The organism is Dactylosporangium sp. CS-047395 (assembly GCF_050942185.1).
GTDB lineage: Bacteria > Actinomycetota > Actinomycetes > Mycobacteriales > Micromonosporaceae > Dactylosporangium.
Genome location: NZ_CP192015.1, coordinates 6402304 through 6417729, shown reverse-complemented (window position 1 = coordinate 6417729; position 15426 = coordinate 6402304). Strand labels below are relative to the sequence as shown.

General features: G+C 73.2%; 17 protein-coding genes. 9 read left to right on the top strand and 8 right to left on the bottom strand.

Annotated features, from left to right (window positions below; translation table 11 throughout):
- Genes ACQP00_RS30185 through ACQP00_RS30170 form a run of 4 tightly spaced genes read left to right on the top strand, consistent with a single transcriptional unit; the run spans position 1 to position 3989 of the window.
- Positions 1-1320 (top strand): ABC transporter substrate-binding protein, encoded by a 1320-nt coding sequence (locus tag ACQP00_RS30185; protein ID WP_433201237.1) that lies wholly within the window; start codon positions 1-3, stop codon positions 1318-1320.
- Positions 1321-1324: 4 nt separating this feature from the next.
- A complete protein-coding gene (locus ACQP00_RS30180) occupies positions 1325-2224 on the top strand; it encodes a carbohydrate ABC transporter permease (RefSeq protein WP_433201234.1) in 900 nt (299 codons plus the stop codon).
- A gap of 2 nt (positions 2225-2226) precedes the next feature.
- Complete coding sequence (locus ACQP00_RS30175) at positions 2227-3045, top strand: carbohydrate ABC transporter permease (RefSeq protein ID WP_433201231.1); 819 nt, start codon at positions 2227-2229, stop codon at positions 3043-3045.
- A 20-nt stretch (positions 3046-3065) separates the two neighbouring features.
- Positions 3066-3989, top strand: coding sequence for a glycoside hydrolase family 43 protein (locus ACQP00_RS30170; RefSeq protein WP_433201228.1), 924 nt, complete (start codon positions 3066-3068; stop codon positions 3987-3989).
- A gap of 161 nt (positions 3990-4150) precedes the next feature.
- Here the strand turns inward: ACQP00_RS30170 and ACQP00_RS30165 are convergent, their stop codons facing one another.
- Both ACQP00_RS30165 and ACQP00_RS30160 read right to left on the bottom strand, forming a co-directional pair.
- Positions 4151-4474 carry an STAS domain-containing protein gene (locus ACQP00_RS30165; RefSeq protein WP_433201225.1) on the bottom strand — a complete coding sequence of 108 codons (324 nt, stop codon included), beginning with the start codon at positions 4472-4474 and terminating at the stop codon, positions 4151-4153.
- A gap of 105 nt (positions 4475-4579) precedes the next feature.
- Positions 4580-6382, bottom strand: a complete 1803-nt coding sequence (locus ACQP00_RS30160; protein WP_433201222.1) for an acyltransferase family protein — start codon at positions 6380-6382, stop codon at positions 4580-4582.
- 68 nt (positions 6383-6450) lie between these two features.
- Here ACQP00_RS30160 and ACQP00_RS30155 point away from each other — a divergent pair, with 68 nt between their 5' ends.
- On the top strand, positions 6451-6681 hold the full coding sequence (locus tag ACQP00_RS30155; RefSeq protein WP_433201219.1) for a CDGSH iron-sulfur domain-containing protein: 231 nt from the start codon (positions 6451-6453) through the stop codon (positions 6679-6681).
- Here the strand turns inward: ACQP00_RS30155 and ACQP00_RS30150 are convergent.
- On the bottom strand, positions 6633-7664 hold the full coding sequence (locus ACQP00_RS30150; RefSeq protein WP_433201216.1) for an iron-containing redox enzyme family protein: 1032 nt from the start codon (positions 7662-7664) through the stop codon (positions 6633-6635). The two genes, ACQP00_RS30155 and ACQP00_RS30150, sit on opposite strands and share 49 nt — an antisense overlap.
- A gap of 61 nt (positions 7665-7725) precedes the next feature.
- On the opposite strand from ACQP00_RS30150, the gene ACQP00_RS30145 reads away from it, so the two are divergent.
- Both ACQP00_RS30145 and ACQP00_RS30140 read left to right on the top strand, forming a co-directional pair.
- Positions 7726-8700, top strand: coding sequence for a methyltransferase (locus ACQP00_RS30145; RefSeq protein WP_433201213.1), 975 nt, complete (start codon positions 7726-7728; stop codon positions 8698-8700).
- The gene (locus tag ACQP00_RS30140; RefSeq protein ID WP_433201210.1) at positions 8700-9830 is read left to right on the top strand and encodes a carboxylate-amine ligase; all 1131 of its coding nucleotides are present in this window, start codon (positions 8700-8702) and stop codon (positions 9828-9830) included. The genes ACQP00_RS30145 and ACQP00_RS30140 overlap by 1 nt, the downstream gene beginning before the upstream one ends.
- Here the strand turns inward: ACQP00_RS30140 and ACQP00_RS30135 are convergent.
- From ACQP00_RS30135 to ACQP00_RS30120, 4 genes are read right to left on the bottom strand one after another with little or no spacing between them, the layout of a single operon-like run.
- Positions 9820-11424, bottom strand: a complete 1605-nt coding sequence (locus ACQP00_RS30135) for an MFS transporter (RefSeq protein ID WP_433201207.1) — start codon at positions 11422-11424, stop codon at positions 9820-9822. The genes ACQP00_RS30140 and ACQP00_RS30135 overlap by 11 nt on opposite strands.
- 10 nt (positions 11425-11434) lie before the next feature.
- A complete protein-coding gene (locus tag ACQP00_RS30130; protein ID WP_433201204.1) occupies positions 11435-12451 on the bottom strand; it encodes an FUSC family protein in 1017 nt (338 codons plus the stop codon).
- Entirely contained in the window at positions 12451-13101 is a 651-nt protein-coding gene (locus ACQP00_RS30125; RefSeq protein WP_433201201.1) for an O-methyltransferase, read from the bottom strand. The genes ACQP00_RS30130 and ACQP00_RS30125 overlap by 1 nt, the downstream gene beginning before the upstream one ends.
- A gap of 36 nt (positions 13102-13137) precedes the next feature.
- Positions 13138-13614 carry a TolB family protein gene (locus ACQP00_RS30120; protein ID WP_433201198.1) on the bottom strand — a complete coding sequence of 159 codons (477 nt, stop codon included), beginning with the start codon at positions 13612-13614 and terminating at the stop codon, positions 13138-13140.
- Positions 13615-13739: 125 nt separating this feature from the next.
- On the opposite strand from ACQP00_RS30120, the gene ACQP00_RS30115 reads away from it, so the two are divergent.
- Together ACQP00_RS30115 and ACQP00_RS30110 are read left to right on the top strand one after the other, a co-directional pair.
- A complete protein-coding gene (locus ACQP00_RS30115; protein ID WP_433201195.1) occupies positions 13740-14312 on the top strand; it encodes a dihydrofolate reductase family protein in 573 nt (190 codons plus the stop codon).
- A 17-nt stretch (positions 14313-14329) separates the two neighbouring features.
- Positions 14330-15052 (top strand): class I SAM-dependent methyltransferase, encoded by a 723-nt coding sequence (locus ACQP00_RS30110; protein WP_433201192.1) that lies wholly within the window; start codon positions 14330-14332, stop codon positions 15050-15052.
- On the opposite strand, the gene ACQP00_RS30105 is transcribed toward ACQP00_RS30110, so the two are convergent.
- On the bottom strand, positions 15027-15410 hold the full coding sequence (locus tag ACQP00_RS30105) for a nuclear transport factor 2 family protein (RefSeq protein WP_433201189.1): 384 nt from the start codon (positions 15408-15410) through the stop codon (positions 15027-15029). The genes ACQP00_RS30110 and ACQP00_RS30105 overlap by 26 nt on opposite strands.
- Positions 15411-15426 lie beyond the last annotated feature (16 nt).

Here is a 15426-nt window from a genome sequence, read left to right as displayed (position 1 = left end):
ATGACCCCCATCAGCAGACGACGTGTCCTCGGTTACGGACTCGGCCTCGGCGCCGCCGCGCTCGGCCTGGCCGCGTGCGGTGACGACGACGCCAACGACACCGCGCAGGCCGGCAACGGCGGCAAGGACTACACCGGCCCCAAGGTGACCCTCAACCTGTGGAACGGCTTCACCGGCGGCGACGGCGACATCTTCAAGAAGCTCGTCGACCAGTTCAACACCGAGCACGCCAACGTCGCCATCACCGTGGCCACGTACAAGTGGGAGGACTACTACGCCAAGCTGCCCGGTGCGGTGTCCAGCGGCAACGGCCCCGACATCGCCGTCATGCACATCGACATGCTGGCCACCTTCGCCGCCCGCAAGGTGATCCAGCCCATCGACGACGTGGCGAGCGCCCTCGGGCTGTCCGAGTCGGACTTCGCCCCGACGGTGTGGAAGGGCGGGATCTACAACGACAAGCGCTACGGCATCCCGCTCGACATGCACCCGGTCGGCCTGTACTACAACAAGGCCCTGTTCACCAAGGCCGGTCTCGACCCGGCCAAGCCGCCGACGAACAAGGCCGAGATGGAGTCCGCCCTCGCCGCGCTCAAGGGCGCCGGCATCCAGGGCTTCTGGATCAGCCCGTTCCAGTTCACCGGCGGGATGACCGCCTACTCGCTGGTGTACCAGTTCGGCGGCGCGCTCTACAACGCCGACGCCACCAAGGCCACGTTCAACGCCGACCCGGCGGTCGAGGCGGTCAGCTGGCTCACCAAGCTCATCGCCGACGGGCACTCGCCGGCCAACGTCGGCCAGGACGCGGACTATCTGGCCCTCAAGGACGGCAAGAACGCGTTCAACGTCAACGGCATCTGGCAGGTCAACGACCTCAAGAAGAGCCCCGATGTGCAGTGGGGCGTGGCGCCGGTTCCGCAGATCGGTACCAGAAAAGCCGTTTGGGCCAACTCCCACAACTTCACCATCGTGCAGCAGAAGAAGACCGACGCCAACAAGGTGGCGGGGGCCAAGGTGTTCATCAACTGGCTCAGCCAGCACTCCCTGGACTGGGCGGCCGGCGGTCAGGTGCCGGCCCGCAACGCCGTGCGCGACGACCCGAAGTTCAAGGAGCTCACCGAGGAGGCCACGCTCGCCGCCGAGCTGCCCGACGCCCAGTTCCCGCCGGCCGCGCCCGGCATCGGCGACGTGACCGCGCTGTTCTACACCGCCTTCAACGAGGCCGTGCTGGGCAAGAAGTCGCCGAAGCAGGCCCTCGACGACGGCGTGGCCAAGGCCGACAAGCTGCTCGAGGACAACCGGAAGAAGTACGGGAGCTGACCGGATGCCCGCCGCGACCGGGGTGGCGCACGGACGCGCCACCCCGTACCTCTTCCTGCTGCCCTACCTGGTGCTGTTCGGCGTGTTCGGGCTCGCCCCGATCGGGCTGGGCGTCTGGCTGAGCCTGCACCAGTGGGACTTCCAGCTGCCGAACAAGCCGTTCGTCGGGGCCGGCAACTACGCCGAGCTGTTCGATCCGGAATCGCTGGTGTACGGCGACTGGTGGGAGAGCGTGCGCGCCACCGCCATCTTCACCGTCGCCTCGGTGCCGCTGCTCGTGGTGCTCCCGCTGGGCATCGCGCTGCTGCTCAACCGGCGCTTCCCGGGCCGCACGTTCTTCCGGGCCGTGTACTTCGCGCCGTACGTGCTCGGCGTCGCCGTCATCGGCCTGCTGTGGCGGTTCCTGCTCGACGCCAACCTCGGCTTCGTCAACGCCGTGCTGGGCCGGCTCGGGCTGCCGGCGGACACCCCGTGGCTGACCGCGACCCCGTACGTGTGGGTGTCGCTGGTCGGCGTCACCGTGTGGTGGACGTGCGGGTTCAACGCCGTCATCTACCTCGCCGGGCTGCAGGACATCCCGGCCGAGCTCTACGAGGCGGCCCAGGTCGACGGGGCCGGGCTGTGGGCCCGGTTCCGCCACGTGACGCTGCCCGGGCTGCGGCCGGTGCTGCTGTTCGTCGTCACCACCACCATCATCGCCTCGGCCAACATGTTCGGGCAGTCGTACCTCATCACGCAGGGCGCCCCCGGCACGGAGACCCGCACCGTGGTCGCCTACGTGGTCGACCTGGGCCTCGGCCAGAACGACGCCGGCCGGGCCGCCGCGATGAGCGTGACCCTCACCGTCATGCTCGCCCTCGTCAGCGCGGCCAACTTCCGGCTGCTGCGGTACCGGGAGGAGTGACCGTGCGCCGCGTGCTGCTCTACACCGCCCTCGTCGCGCTCACCGCCGTCTTCATGCTGCCGCTGCTGTGGATGGTCGTGACGTCGCTCAAGACCTACCCGGCGGCCCAGCACTCCCCGCCGAGCTGGATTCCCGATCCGGTCTCCGGGTACGGCTACCACCGCCTCGCCGAGCCCGGCTCGCAGAACCCGGTGCTGCGCTGGTTCGCCAACAGCATGCTCGCCGCCACCCTGCACGCGCTGGTGGTGCTCGCGACCGCGTCGAGCGCCGCGTACGCCCTGGCCCGCATGCGCTTCCGGGGCCGGAAGCTGTTCTTCGGGCTCATCGTCGCGACCCTGTTCGTGCCGCCCGCGACGCTGATCATCCCGAACTTCCTCATCGCCGACACGTTCGGCTGGCTCGACACGCTCGTCGTGGTCGTGGTACCGGGTGCGGCGAGCGCGTTCGGGGTGTTCTTCCTGCGCCAGTTCTTCCTGTCGCTGCCCCGCGAGATCGAGGAGGCGGCGCTGCTGGACGGGGCGAACCAGTGGCAGGTGTTCACCCGGGTCGTGCTGCCGCTGTCCCGCCCGGCCCTGGCCACGCTCACCGTGCTGTCGTTCCTCACCAACTGGAACGACTTCCTGTGGCCGGTGTTCGTGCTGTTCAGCCCCGGCCGGCTGACCCTGCCCGCGGGCCTGGGGCTGCTGCAGGGCGCGTACGTGACCGACTACCCGGTCATCATGGCCGGCGCGGTGCTGGCGAGCGTGCCGGCGCTGGCGCTGTTCGTGCTGGCGCAGCGGTACATCATCGAGGGCGTCTCCCGCAGCGGGCTCAAGGGATGAGGTACGCCTGGGTTCTCTTGATGGTGCTCCTCACGGCGTGCGGCAAGGCGTACACCAACCCGGTCCACGCCGGTGACACGCCCGACCCGCAGGCGCTCCGGGTCGGCGACACCTGGTACCTGGTGCACACCAACGAGGGCGGCCGCAACGTCCCGGTGCTCACCTCGCCCGACCTCGTCACGTGGACACCGGCCGGCGACGCCCTGCCCCACCTGCCGGACTGGGCCGACGGCGGGAAGACCTGGGCCCCGGAGATCGCCGAACTGGCCCCGGGCAGGTTCGCCCTCTACGTGACCGTCGCCGACCGGGCCTCCGGCCGCCAGTGCATCGGCGCCGCCCTCGCGACCGGTCCCGCCGGCCCCTACGATGGCCTGCAACGGCTGGTGTGCCAGGCCGACCAGGGCGGCTCGATCGACGCGAGCCCGTTCCAGGACCAGGACGGCCGCCGGTACCTCCTGTGGAAGAACGACGGCAACGCGGTGGGCCAGGACACGTGGCTGTGGTCGCAGCCCCTGGCCGCCGACGGCCTGACCCTCACCGGCGCCCCTGCGCGGCTGCTGCGCCAGAGCGAACCCTGGGAGGGCCACGTCGTCGAAGCCCCGTTCCTGTGGCGCCACGGCGCGCGGCTGCTGCTGTTCTACGCGGCCAACGCCTACGACACCGCCGCCTACGCCGAGGGCTACGCACAGTGCGACTCCCCGCTCGGCCCCTGCCACAAGCCGCCGGGCAACCCGATCCTCACCTCCCACGGCCGCGCCTCCGGCCCCGGACACGCCTCGATGGTCGAGTTCAAGGGCAAGACCTGGCTCTTGTACCACGCCTGGCCCACCGGCGCCGAAGGCTCAACCACGCCGGGGCGCCAGCTCTGGCTGGACGAGGTGACCTGGAACGGCGACACCCCGGTGGTACACGGCCCCACCGACACCGAACAGAAGGTGCCTTAAGGCCTGTTTGGTAACTGAGGCAGGGCTGCGGCGGGCCCAGATTCCGCCTGCGCACACATCGCGAAGGCCCGGTTACAACACCGGTAGCCGGGCCTCCGCGCTGCGCACGCAGACGAAATCTGGACTCCGCCGCAGCACCTACCCCAATTACCAAACAGGCCTTAGCCCGGGCGGTTGGTGAGGACGTCGAGGAGGCCGACGATTTCCAGGACCTCGCGCACGATGCCTTCGGCGTGGCTGACCCGGAAGCGGACGCCGGACGTGCGGGCGCGGTTGCGGCCGGCCAGCAGCACGCCGACCCCGTACGCGTCGAGCAGGGTCACGTCGGCGAGGTCCACGGTCACCCGGCGGACGTCGTTGCGGCTGAGGACGTCGGCGAGGGCGTCGAAGAGGCGGTTGCCGGAGTCCAGGTCGACGACGCCCGAGACAGCGACCGCCGCCTCTTCGGCGCGGTGGTCGATGTGCACCGCGAACTCGTCGAGCAAGCCCCGCTCTCCCTCCGTTGTCCGGCACTCATGTGGGTACCCAGGAGGCCCGATCTTTGATCGTCGCCCGTGTGGGGTCGCCGGTTCGGCCGACGGGCTCGCGCATCAGGCGGCCGCCAGCCGGGCGAGTTGCGGGGCCAGCCAGGGTGCGACGACCGCCTGGACGCCGTCGGGGGTGAGGTGCAGGCCGTCGCTGCGGACGCGGGTGCCGCCGACCGTCCAGGTGAACGTGCCGGCCGGGCACAGGACGTGGTTCAGGTCGAGCACCGCCGGGTGGCTCGGGTGGGTCGCGGCGGCCCGGGTCAGCAGGTGGTTCCAGGCGTCGACCCGGCCGGGTTCGTCCTCCGGCCACAGGCCGCCGTCGGGGCGTTCGGCGCGCCGGGTGTACGGGGCGGTCAGCAGCACGATCCGCGCGCCGTGGGACGTGGTCGCGTCCAGGGCCCTGGTCAGCTGGCCGGACAGGTAGGCGTCGTAGTCCGGCTCGCCGACGTGGGTCCAGCGGCCGTCGAGTTCGCGGTCCATCAGCTCCCAGCGGTCGAGCAGGATCACCACCACGTCCGGATCGTCGGCGGCGACCGAGCCGGCCCAGCGGGATTGCCACGTTGCACAGTACGGATAGTTGGTGTGCAATGCCCCTCCGTAGCGTACGTCGGGCAGGGTGGCGATGCCGCAGCCCTGCACCGCCTGGTTGCTCAGCGTGAAGCCGGCGGCGCCGGGCCAGTACGCGCCGAGGGTCCACGCCACCGAGTCGCCGATCACGGTGACCCGCGGCGGGCCCGGGCGCCGGTCGGCGCGGTGGGACGGGGTCGCGGACGGCGACGGCGCCGCGACGGGCGACACCCAGGCGACCCGCCGCGGCGGGGCCGGGGGAGTGGCGCTCAGCGCGAGGGCGAGGACCGTGGCGGTGACGGCGATCGGGGCGGGGCGCAGCCGGCGGGCCGGTTGCTCCAGCGCGTAGAAGCTCACCGCCGCGACCGCGAGGGTGGCCGCGACCCGGAGCGCGAACAGCCGGGGGCCGGTCAGGCCGGTGCGGTCGGCGTTGAGGACCGCGAAGAGCGGCCAGTGCCACAGGTACCCGCCGTAGGAGACGCGGCCGACCCAGCGCAGGGCGGCGGCGGCCAGGAACGCGGGGGGTGCGGCGACGACGGCGGCCGCGGCGGCGGCGACTGCGAGGAAGCCTCCGTGGTACAACAGCGGCATCTGGCCTTTGACGAGCACCATGGCGGCGGCCAGAACGGCGGCTCCCGCCAGGCCGATGCCGCGGTGCATGCGCGGTGCGGTGGCGAGGGCACAGCCGATCAGCATCGCGGTGGCGCGGGTGTCACTGCCGAAGTACGCGCGGTCGGGCGCGTCAGGGTCGTACAGCAGCCAGCACGCCACGGTGGACACGGCCGCACCGGGCAGGCAGACGGCGGCAATCCAGCGGCGCGGGTTCGGTAGCAGCAGCGCGAGGGGCCAGAGCAGGTAGAACTGCTCCTCGATGGCGAGCGACCAGGTGTGCTGCAGCGGGGAGGCGGCCGCGGTCTGGGTGAAGTAGTCGCCGCCGCGCCAGATCATGCGCCAGTTGGCCCAGTACGTGAGGGCCGACACCGCGTCCAGGCGCAGCGGGCCCGGGTCCTGCTCCGGCAGCAGCCGCGGCCCGGCCAGCACCACGAACGCGACGACCGCCACGAGGGCCGGCAGCAGCCGCCGGGCCCGCCGGACCCAGAACGCGCCGAGGCGGATGCGGCCGGTCGACTCGTGTTCGTGCAGCAGCAGCGCGGTGATCAGGTACCCGGACAGCACGAAGAACAGGTCGACGCCCAGGAACCCGCCCGGGAGCAGGCCCGGCATCCCGTGCGCGACCAGCACCCCGCCCAGCGCGACCGCGCGGAGACCGTCCAGCGACGGCTGGTAGCGCAACGACACGCGCGGCGGCTACCCGGGGGCCCCGCGCGCAATCGTTTGACCGCGGGTGACGCGGGCATTCGGTCGGCATGGATCACGCTGCCTCCGTCACCCCCTGCGAAGACGGCCCGCTGCTGCTGCGCGGCGACTTCACCCTGATGACCCAGGACGGCGAGGTCATCGACCCGGGCCGCCGGACCGTCGCCCTGTGCCGGTGCGGGCGCTCGGCGATCAAACCGTTCTGCGACGGTACCCACAAGGTCGTCGGTTTTCAGGCCCCCAGCGCCCCGGCGACCTCCCGGCCCCTCGAAGCGACCTGACCCCGCAACGAGCTCTCGCCCGCCGCCCACCGGTCCAGCAGGTGGGCGGCGAAGCGCGCGTCGAGCGCGAGCCCGCACGCGGCGCCCCACAGCACGAGGGAGCTCTGTTCCGGGGCCGCCTCCGCGCAGTACGCGCCGCACAGGTCGTGCGCGGCCACCTGCTCGTGCACCGCGTCGGCCTCCACGTGCTCGTCGTAGAAGCGGGTGGCGTCCTCGCCGTAGCCGAGCCGGCGCAGCCCGTTGCCGTAGCGGCGGTTGGGCAGCGACGACGTCATCTCGTAGATCGCGAGGTGCCCGAGGATCGCGCCCAGCAGCCGGCGGTTGAGGCCGAACAGTGACATGAGGTTGTTGATGGCCAGCGTGACGGCCGGGGCGTCGGGCAGGTAGGCGCCGTAGGTGTCGTCGAGCCCCAGCTCGCGCATGGTGGCCCGGAACAGCTCGGCGTGCATGCGCTCGGTGCGCCCGCCGCCGTACTCGTCGGCCTGGATCTCGACCAGGGCCGCCTTGGCCCGCCCGCCCAGCCGCGGGATCGCCCACGTGTGCGGGTCGGCCTCGCGCTGGTGGTACACCGAGCGGTGCATGACGAACTCCCGGAACTGCTCGATGGTGGCCCGCCCGGTGAGGTACTTCGACAGCTGCGGCCCGTCGTCGGCCGCCATGATCGCGGTGAGCGCCCGCGGCACCTCGGCGGCCGGCACCGCGTCCGGCATCGGCACCAGGTCGCGCAGGGCGGCCTCGAAGCAGCGCTCGGCCGCCTGGTGCAGGGCCAGCCGGGAGGGCTGCCACTCCCAGCCGTCGTCGACGCCGTCGAAGCCGCGGTAGTGCAGCTCGTAGCCGATGTGCAGGGTCAGCTGGAGGTCCTCGTCGGCGAGGGGGTCACCCGCCGTGGTGACGGCCGGCTGCAGCATGAGGTGGCGCGGGGGACCGGCGAGCGCGTCGACGAGGGTGGCCGACATCGGTCCGCGTGGCTGGGGAAGCTCCATAGGGTGATCTCTGCCCGGCCTAACTTCGGTTAAGCATGAGATTTCGGGGAAGTCGCAGCGCATGACGTCCACCATCGACGCCCCGGCCGAGGCCGACGCCGCGCTCATGCGGCTCGGTGTGCGGCTCAAGGACGCCGGGTACCGGTTCACCACCGTCACCCCGGCGACCCACGAACGGGTGAATCGCCGCCCCGGCAACGCGCGCGCACGCACCGTCACCGACGTGCTCGGCTGGAGCCGCCCGTTCGAGCCCGGCGCCCTGCGCGACGACCTCGTGGAGCTGCTCGGCGCGGCCGGCGCGCTGCGCCGCGCGGACGACGGCTGGCACAGCCTGATCCGGGTCTCCAGCTACGACGACGAACTGTTCGTGCATTCCGCGTTCCCGCCCGCCGAGCCGGACGCGGTGTTCTTCGGGCCCGACACCCACCGCACGATCGACGCCGCCATGGCCCACCTGGCCCACCTGGCCGAGCGGGCCGAACCGCCGGCCCGGGTCGCCGACATCGGCACGGGCAGCGGCGCGGTGGCGATCACGCTGGCCAAGCGGCTGCCGGGCGCCGAGGTGGTGGCGGTCGACATCAACCCCCGGGCGCTGCGCTACACGCACATCAACAGCGCCATCGCCGGCACCGCCAACGTCCGCCCCGTCCACAGCGACCTCCTCGACGGCGTCGCGGGCGATTTCCACCTCATCGTGTCGAACCCGCCCTTCATGATCGATCCGGACGGCCGGGCCTACCGCGACGGCGGCGGCCGCCACGGCCACGACCTGCCCCTGCGGATCCTGGACACGGCGATCGAGCGGCTGGCCCCGGGCGGCTCGCTCGTCCTGCTCGCCGGCACCGGTATCAGCGCCGGTCACGACCCGTTGCTGGACGCGGCGACCGAGCGGCTGGCCGGCACCGACCTGTCGTGGACGTACCGCGAGATCGACCCCGACGTGTACGGCGAGAACCTGCAGGAATCCGCGTACACCCACGCCGACCGCATCGCGATCGTCGTACTCACCGCTGTCCGACCCGGGGGGAACTCCTGATGTCGCTCACCGCCCTGCAGCCCGCTGCGCTCGCCCGTTCGGCGTCGCGCCTGCACCTGACGGTCGGCGTCGAGGAGGAGTTCCTCCTGCTCGACCCGGACACGTGGCAGAACGCGCCGCGGGCCGACGCCGCCCGCGAGCGGATCCCGGCCGCCCTGCGCGAGCGCAGCCAGGTCGAGTTCCGGCGCAGCATGATGGAGATGGTCAGCCCGGTCTGCACGGACCTGTCCCAGCTGTACGACGCGCTGCGCGAGAACCGCACCGCCGCCGGCCTGGCCGCCGAGTCCGTGGGGGCCCGCCTGGTCGCGGTGGGTGCCACCCCGATCGGCGAGCCGGACCTGGAGGTGGTGGACACTCCGCGGTACCACGCGATCGCCCGCCACTACGGCCCGATCGCCTACGACCCGGCCCTGTGCGGCTTCCACGTCCACGTCGGCGTGCCGGACCGCGAGCTGGCCATCCAGGTCTGCAACGCGATCCGCCCCTGGCTGCCGCTGGTGCAGGCGCTGACCGCGAACTCGCCCTGGCACGCCGGCACCGACTCCGGCCACGCGAGCTGGCGCGGGATCGCCCTGGAACGCTGGCCGAGCCTGGGCCCGGCGCCGTACCTGCGCTCCTCGGAGGACTACGAGCGGGTGATCGCCGAGCTGGTGGCGACCGGCGTGATGCTGGACGCCTCGATGGTGCTGTGGTGGGCGCGGCCGTCCTCGCGCTACCCGACGGTCGAGGTCCGGGTGGCCGACGTCTGCCCGACCGCGGCCGAGACCGTCGTCGTGGCCGGCCTGGTCCGCGCCCTGATCGCCACGGCCATCACGGACATCGCCGCGGGCCGGGAGGCGCTGCGGCCGCCGGAGCACCTGCTGCGCGCGGCGCACTGGAACGCGGCCCACGCCGGCATGGGCGGGACGCTGATCGACCTGCGCACGCACGAGGCGCGGCCGGCCTGGGACCTGGTGGAGGACCTGATCGAGCTGGTCGGTGCGGCCCTGGACCGGCACGGCGACCGGGTCCGGGTGGTGCTGGGCCTGGGCCACCTGCGCGAGCACGGGACGGGCGCGGAGCGGCAGCGGCGCAACGGTACCGTCGCCGACGCGATGCTGACCGTGAGCCAGGCGACCGTCACGGGCTGACGGTGGCGGGCAGGGTGGGCAGCAGGTGCACCACGGTGGGCGGGCGCTCCGACAGGGCCCGCACCCGGTGGTCGACCTCGGCGTCGGCGCCGGTCAGCCGGCCGGTGTGCTGGCGCAGGTGCTCGTCCCAGCTGGGCACCACGTAGATCTCGACCAGCTCGCCCTCGGTCTCGCCGGCGCGGAACAGCCCCCACTGGACCGCGCCGGTGCGCATCCGGGTGCGCCGCAGCGCGTCGGACTCGGCCAGGAACGCCCGCTCGTTGCCGGGCGCGACGAGGTAGGTCACCTCGACCACGATCGGCCCGGCGAACCGCTCCGGCTCCACGGTCAGCCGCGGCTCGGGCCACGGCGTCGCCGGATCGCGGTCGAGGTGCCGGGTCTCGCGCAGCGGCCACAGCCGGATGGTCGCCGCGCCCGCCGCGGTCACCCCGGCCGCCGTCAGCATCGCCGGGACCAGGCCGAGGTGCTGGGCGATGAGCCCCCAGCCGAGGGCCCCGACCGCCTGCCCGCCGAAGAACGCGCTCTGGTACGCCCCGAGCCCCCGCGCCCGCACCCAGCCCGGCAGGAACAGCTGCAGCCCGGCGTTGGCGTTGGACAGCACCGCCATCCACGCCGCGCCGGCCGGGACGAGCGCGACCACGGCGACCCACGGCACCCGGACCACGGCCACGACGGCGAGCGCGGCCGCGTAGACCAGGCTTCCGGCGGCGAGCATCGCGTTGTCGGACAGGCTGGCGCGCAGCCGGGGCAGCACCAGCGCCCCGAGCACGGCCCCGACGCCGAGCGCGGCGAGCAGCAGCCCGTAGCCGCCGGCGCCCATGTGCAGCCGCTGACTCGCCAGCACCGGCAGCAACGCCCACAGCGCGACGGCGGGCAGGATGAACAGCTCGACGCGCAGCAGGAAGCGGCGCAGGGCGGGTGAGTGGCGCACGTACCGGCCACCGGCGCGCAGGGCGGCCAGGAACGGCTCGGGCAGCAGCGCGTCCTCGCCCGGATGGCGCCGCCACAGGAACAACACGATCGCGAAGCCGAGGAACGTCGCGGCGTTGATGGCGAACACCGCGGCGACCCCGGTGTGCGCGATGAGCACCCCGGCCACGGCCGGCCCGACCGCGCGGGCCAGGTTGACGCTGATCGACCCGAGCGCGGCGGCGCTGGGCAGCTGCGTGCGGGGCACCAGCTCGGGGATCATCGCCTGGTACGTCGGGTTCGTCACCGCCATCCCGCAGCCCAGCCCGAAGGTGAGCGCGAGCAGCAGCGGCGGCGTCATCTGCCCGGCCATGGTGAGCCCGGTGAGCAGCACCCCGACGGCGAGCATGAACAGCTGCACCCAGATGAGCAGCCGCCGCCGGTCGAGCGAGTCGGCGAGCACCCCGGCGGGCAGGGCGAGCAGTACCACGGGCAGCGTCCCGGCGGTCTGCACGAGCGACACGAGCGCGGCCGCGCCGGGGCGGTCGACGAGCAGCCACTGGGCGCCGACGGTCTGCATCCAGGTGCCGACCTGGCTGCCCAGCACGGCGAGCCACAGCACCCGGAACACGCCGATGCGCAGCGGGCTCCAGGTCGACGCCGGGGGAGGGGCGACGGTGCTCACCCCTGCGCCGCTACCCCGACCCCGATGCCGGAAACAACGGCGGCCGGTCCCTCGGCCGAGTCGCGACCGCGACGGCGACGCCGACGCACACCCCGATGGCGGTTTCGAGCAGCCGGGACAGGAGCAGCTCCCCGACGGGCTGCCGGTCGGCGAGCTGCCCGACGAGCAGCGCCAGCGGCGTGATGAACACGAGCGCCGCGGCGTAGTGACGCACCACGAGCAGTTCGGTGAGGGCCTGACAGCCGGCGACGAGCACGATGACGACCAGCGCGGGCAGCGGCAGCATCAGCAGGACCGCGGCGACGCCCAGCCCGACGACCGTGCCGGCGACCCGGTTCAGGCCGCGCGCCACCTGATGGTGCAGCCCGATCACGGCGAGCGGCACCACGGACGCGGTCATCGCCCAGTACGGGTGGCCGATCCCCGACGCCGTCGTGATCGAACCGGCCAGCGCGACCGCGATCGCGCAGCGCACGGCCGGCGTTGCGGTCGCGGCCGCCGGCGGGCCGTCGGTACGCCCGAGGAGGCGCGTCTCGAGCACCCCGAGCGCCACGGCGAACACCGCGGTGAGCGCCGCGGTCAGCACCGCTGGGCCGATGTCGCTCGCCCGGGCCGGAATCGCCGCGCACGTGGACACCGCGAACACCGCGAACATCGGCCCGGGCGGCCGCCACGCGAACCGGCCGGACAGCCACGCCGCCCCGGCCGCCCACGCCGCGGCGACCGGCACCGACAGCCAGGCCCGGTGCTCGAACGTCCCGATCACGGCGCCGCACCCGACGGCGGTGGTGAGCAGCGCCCCGATCGCCGCCTGCAGCCGCCACCGCGTGGAGGTGCGGGCGGTCCCGCCGTAGACGGAGGCGAACGCCCCGAACGTCGCGTAGGCGGCGTGGTCGAGCGCTCCCGCCCGCCACAGCACGGACAACGCGGTGAGCATGGTGAGCGCGGCCCGCGCGGCGACCCAGCGGCTGCCGGTGACCGGGGTGATGCGGGTGGCGGCGGCCAGCCACTCGCGGCGGGCGACCATCAGGTCGCGGCAGGGGACCGGCCGACCGCGATGCCGCCGCGGACGAGGCGGCGTTCGAACCGGTACGGGGTTTCGCGTTCCCAGCGGCGCAGCGTGCGCTCCTCACCGCGCCGGCCGATGTCGTCGAGGATGACGATCGCGTCCGGGGCGAGGGCGGCGGCGAAGTGGGGCAGCGCCGGGTAGCGGGCGCCGGGGTGCTCGTACGCGGGCGGGCCGTCGACGAGCAGCAGGCCGATCGGGCCGTGCCGCAGGTGCTCGAGGGCGCCCCGGTCGTACCAGCCGTCCCGGGCGAGGGGTGCGTGCACGACGGTCGCGGTGCCGGCGAGTCCCTCACGGTCGAGCGCCTCGCGGAGCAGGTCGGCCCATCGCGGGTCGTGCTCGACCGTGCACAGGTGACCGCCGCGGCGGTGCAGGAGCCGGGCGAGGTAGAAGGTGGAGACGCCGCCCCCGAGCTCGACGACGTGGCGGACGTCGTGGATGTAGACCTCGGCGAGCACGCCGGCGATCCCGCTCGGCCGCATCGCCATCGGCGACCACGGCACGTAGTCGGCGGACAGCGGGGCCAGGCTCTGCATCGCCAGGACGTCCATCCGGTGCCCGGCGAGCGGGCCGACGGTCCGTCGCGCGAGGCGGCCCACAGGACCGGACATTCGGTGCATTTCTCTACAGTACCGCCAGGTGGTCGGTCAGCCCATGATGTAGCCGACCTGCGGGGCGTCCTGGCTCACGCAGGCGGACGGGGCGAGGACCTCGGAGGTGTCGCCGCCGTTGACGCCGGTGCGGAAGGTGCCGGGGGCGCCGGTGCAGGAGGTGGCGGTGTAGGTGATCCGCACGCCGCTGCCGTCCCAGGCCGGGGTGCTGCCGGTGCGGTCGCTGACCTGGTGCTGGCCGCTGCCGTCGACGTTCATCACCCAGACGGTGTCGTTGTGCACGTAGGCGATCTGGGTGGCGTCCGGGGACAGTACCGGCTGCTTGTTGACGTCGTCGCTGGTGAGGCGGGTGGTGTGGCCGGCCTGCTTGACGTAGACGGCGCCGTGGCTGGCGTAGACGCTCGGGGTGGCGGCGGCCTGGGCGGTGGTGCCCCCGGCGAGGGCGGCGATCCCGGCGGCGGCGGTGAGCCCGGCGAGAACCAGCGTGCGCTTGATGGTCGTGTTCGTGGTCATCCCTGCCCCCAGTGTGTGTGTCGCTTCCGTGTGACGCTGAGACCATCGGCGCAACCGTCCGGCACCTGAAGAAAACCCGTTCCGAAATCCGATGAATCCGCGCGGGCCGGCTCGTCACAACGGGCATGACCTACGACTACGACATCGAGCCGCAGACGGCGGCGGGCAAGGTGCTCTGGCACTTCTCCATGTCCCTGGACGGGTACGTGGCCGGGCCGAACCACGAGATGGACTGGCTGGACGCGGGGATCGTGGCCCGGCCGGGGCTGGTCGACGAGTACGTGCGGACCACCGGCGCCGTCCTCGGCGGGCGCGCGGGCTGGGACGCGATGGTGGGCGAGGCCCGCCCGTACGGCGGCGCCTGGCAGGGGCCGATCTTCGTGCTCACCCACCACCCCGAGGACGCCACGCCGGCCGCGGACGTCACGTTCCTGAGCTGTGACGTGGCTGAGGCGGTGCGGATCGCGGTGAAGGCCGCCGACGGCAAGAACGTCGAGGTGCTGTCCCCGACCATCGGCGCCCAGCTGCTCGAGCGCGGCCTGATCGACGAGATCGACATCCACATCGCGCCGGTCCTGCTCGGCCACGGCCGCCGGCTGCTCGACGCCCCGGGCATCGCCCCGATCCGGCTGCACGCGGCCCGCGAGGGCGCCCCGCGCGCCGAGGTCAGCGTCCGGTACCGGCCCGAGCGCCCCTGACCCAGTACCGTGCACCGATGGACTACGACGCGGAACTGGGCCGATTCGACGCACCGCTCAGGCAGGCCTGGGCGGTGCGCCCCGGCGACCGTGTCCTGGACGTCGGCTGCGGCGGCGGCCGAACCACCCGTGAGGCCGGTCGGCTCGCCGGCCCGGACGGCAGCGCCTTGGGCGTGGACATCTCCGCCGCGGCGATCGAGCGGGCCGAAACCACCGGCAACGTCGCGTTCCGCTGCGCCGACGTGCAGACCGATACGTTCCCCAGTGGCGGGTTCGATCTGGTGATCAGCCGGTTCGGGACGATGTTCTTCGCCGACCCGGGCGCCGCGTTCGCCAACCTCCGGCGGGCGCTGCGCCCGGGCGGGCGGCTGGTGATGCTGGTCTGGCAGGCCGCCGAGCGCAACGAGTGGCACCAGGTCATCCGCGGGGCGCTCGGCCACGCGACCACCGACGGCCCGGACCCGTTCTCGCTCGGCGATCCGGCCACCGTCGAGGAGCTCCTGCGGACCGCGGGGTTCGGCGACATCGGCATCGAGGAGGTCGCCGAGCCCGTGTACTACGGCGCCGACCCGGAGGCCGCGCTCGACTGGGTGCGCCAATTCGCCTGCACCGCCCCGTTCCTGCGCGACGAGCGGGCGATGACCCGGCTCCGGGAGGCGTTCGCGGCGCACCGGACCGGGGACGGCATCTGGCTCGGGGCGCGCACCTGGCTGGTCAGCGCGCGGGTTCCCACCACCTGAGGTTCGCCTCGACCTGGGAGAGCGGCTCGATGATCTCGTTGCCCTCGACGATCAGGCCGTCCTCGAAGCGCCACAGCTCGATGACCGCGATCGCCGGGCCGCCGGGCAGCCGGCGCACGGTGTGCACGACGACGTGGTCGCCCGCCGGCAGCAGGTGGCGGATCTCGACCTCCATCGCGGTGAGCCGGGCCTGGGCGGCGCGAACGGCCTCCAGCCACTCGGCCTTCGACGCGTCGTGCCCGCCCGGGCGGCGGTGCACGAAGTCCGGGTGCAGGAACGTGCCGAGGGTGTCGACGTCGCCGGTCTCCAGGAAGCCGGACATGGCCCGCTGGACGGTCGCGGTGTGCTCGTTCGTCATGGTGTGCAGTGTCGAC

Excerpts from the sequence above, each read along its gene's own strand:
- ACQP00_RS30185 (WP_433201237.1), top strand. The coding sequence starts at position 1 with ATGACCCCCATCAGCAGACGACGTGTCCTCGGTTACGGACTCGGCCTC.
- ACQP00_RS30180 (WP_433201234.1), top strand. The coding sequence starts at position 1,325 with ATGCCCGCCGCGACCGGGGTGGCGCACGGACGCGCCACCCCGTACCTC.
- ACQP00_RS30170 (WP_433201228.1), top strand. The coding sequence starts at position 3,066 with ATGGTGCTCCTCACGGCGTGCGGCAAGGCGTACACCAACCCGGTCCAC.
- ACQP00_RS30155 (WP_433201219.1), top strand. The coding sequence starts at position 6,451 with ATGGATCACGCTGCCTCCGTCACCCCCTGCGAAGACGGCCCGCTGCTG.
- ACQP00_RS30150 (WP_433201216.1), bottom strand. The coding sequence starts at position 7,664 with ATGGAGCTTCCCCAGCCACGCGGACCGATGTCGGCCACCCTCGTCGAC.
- ACQP00_RS30145 (WP_433201213.1), top strand. The coding sequence starts at position 7,726 with ATGACGTCCACCATCGACGCCCCGGCCGAGGCCGACGCCGCGCTCATG.
- ACQP00_RS30140 (WP_433201210.1), top strand. The coding sequence starts at position 8,700 with ATGTCGCTCACCGCCCTGCAGCCCGCTGCGCTCGCCCGTTCGGCGTCG.
- ACQP00_RS30130 (WP_433201204.1), bottom strand. The coding sequence starts at position 12,451 with ATGGTCGCCCGCCGCGAGTGGCTGGCCGCCGCCACCCGCATCACCCCG.
- ACQP00_RS30125 (WP_433201201.1), bottom strand. The coding sequence starts at position 13,101 with ATGTCCGGTCCTGTGGGCCGCCTCGCGCGACGGACCGTCGGCCCGCTC.
- ACQP00_RS30120 (WP_433201198.1), bottom strand. The coding sequence starts at position 13,614 with ATGACCACGAACACGACCATCAAGCGCACGCTGGTTCTCGCCGGGCTC.
- ACQP00_RS30115 (WP_433201195.1), top strand. The coding sequence starts at position 13,740 with ATGACCTACGACTACGACATCGAGCCGCAGACGGCGGCGGGCAAGGTG.
- ACQP00_RS30110 (WP_433201192.1), top strand. The coding sequence starts at position 14,330 with ATGGACTACGACGCGGAACTGGGCCGATTCGACGCACCGCTCAGGCAG.
- ACQP00_RS30105 (WP_433201189.1), bottom strand. The coding sequence starts at position 15,410 with ATGACGAACGAGCACACCGCGACCGTCCAGCGGGCCATGTCCGGCTTC.